Annotated in this window: 2 protein-coding genes; both read left to right on the plus strand. The window is 66.7% G+C overall.

Going from position 1 to position 1,105, the window contains the following annotated elements:
- The first annotated feature begins 415 nt into the window (after positions 1-415).
- Positions 416-946 (plus strand): flavin reductase family protein, encoded by a 531-nt coding sequence (locus tag ACFU7D_RS29800; RefSeq protein WP_378874169.1) that lies wholly within the window; start codon positions 416-418, stop codon positions 944-946.
- Between the two features lie 46 nt (positions 947-992).
- A partial coding sequence (locus ACFU7D_RS29805; RefSeq protein WP_357340800.1) for a superoxide dismutase [Ni] occupies positions 993-1,105 on the plus strand: 113 nt, incomplete at its 3' end.

Raw genomic sequence — 1,105 nt, forward strand, 5'->3', positions numbered from 1 at the left:
ATACCGAACGCGATGGCCAAGCCGATGTAGACGCTCAGCGCGACGATCAGCTCCCGACGCGAAGGCTCGTGCGGTCGGCGGCCGATCACGAGCACGTCGAAGAGCAGCACGGCACTGGCGATGCCGATGGTCAACCACCAGATGAGCGGGGAGACGTCCACGAAGGGACTCCTTAGATCGTGAGGCAGAGCGGTTCTTTGGGAAGATTAGGCGACCGAGGTCAAAGCTTCGAAGTCGTAGCAGACCAACCCGGGTTGTATGACAAGTGCACAACTAGTCTAACAAGTAGCACTTCCGCGGCCCCACATGATCTCAGGCGCGGCCGGCCAGATGAGTCAGCGATCACACCGTGGATGACTGGACCTCAACTGGACTTGATGTTTTAGCGTCACTGCCAACAGAGAGAGGAGGGGGTGTGAGCGACACACTCACCGACCAGTTCAAGGCCGGCTTCCGTCGATACCCCACCGGCGTGGCCATCGTCGCCGCCTCGACCGACACGGGACCCGTCGGAGCGACGGTGTCGAGCGTGGCCTCGGTCAGCGCGAACCCGCCGATGCTGTCGTTCTCGGTCTCGCGATCCGGCCGGTCCGGGCCGGCACTCACCGGGAGCGACCGCCTCGCGGTGCACGTCCTGACCGAGTCCCAGGCCGACGTGGCCGCGGCCTTCGCCGACCGGACCGCACCACGGTTCACGGTGTCGCAGGGCTGGACGCTCCCCCAGGGCCAGCCACCCGTCCTAGCCGATGCGGCGGCGAGCTTCTCCGGGCAGGTGGTCCGTGTCGTCCCCGCCGGCGAGGCCTGGCTGGTGCTGCTCGAGGTCGACGCGGTCACCCTCGGCGAGCACGCAGAGCCGCTCCTCCATCACAACCGGCACTACTGGTCGCTCGGCGACTCCGTCAGCACCCTCCCGCTCGATCGCATCCTGCCCGAGAAGGCTTCCTGACCGTCAGCCCCGACGGTCTTCCCACCACCACCGAGAGGAAACACACGTGCGTCTCTTCGCCCCGACCATCGAGGTCTCGGCCCACTGCGACCTGCCCTGCGGCGTCTACGACCCCGCCCAGGCCCGCATCGAGGCCGAGTCCGTCAAGGCCGTCATCGC

Source organism: Nocardioides sp. NPDC057577 (assembly GCF_042801335.1).
Classification (GTDB): Bacteria; Actinomycetota; Actinomycetes; order Propionibacteriales; family Nocardioidaceae; genus Nocardioides.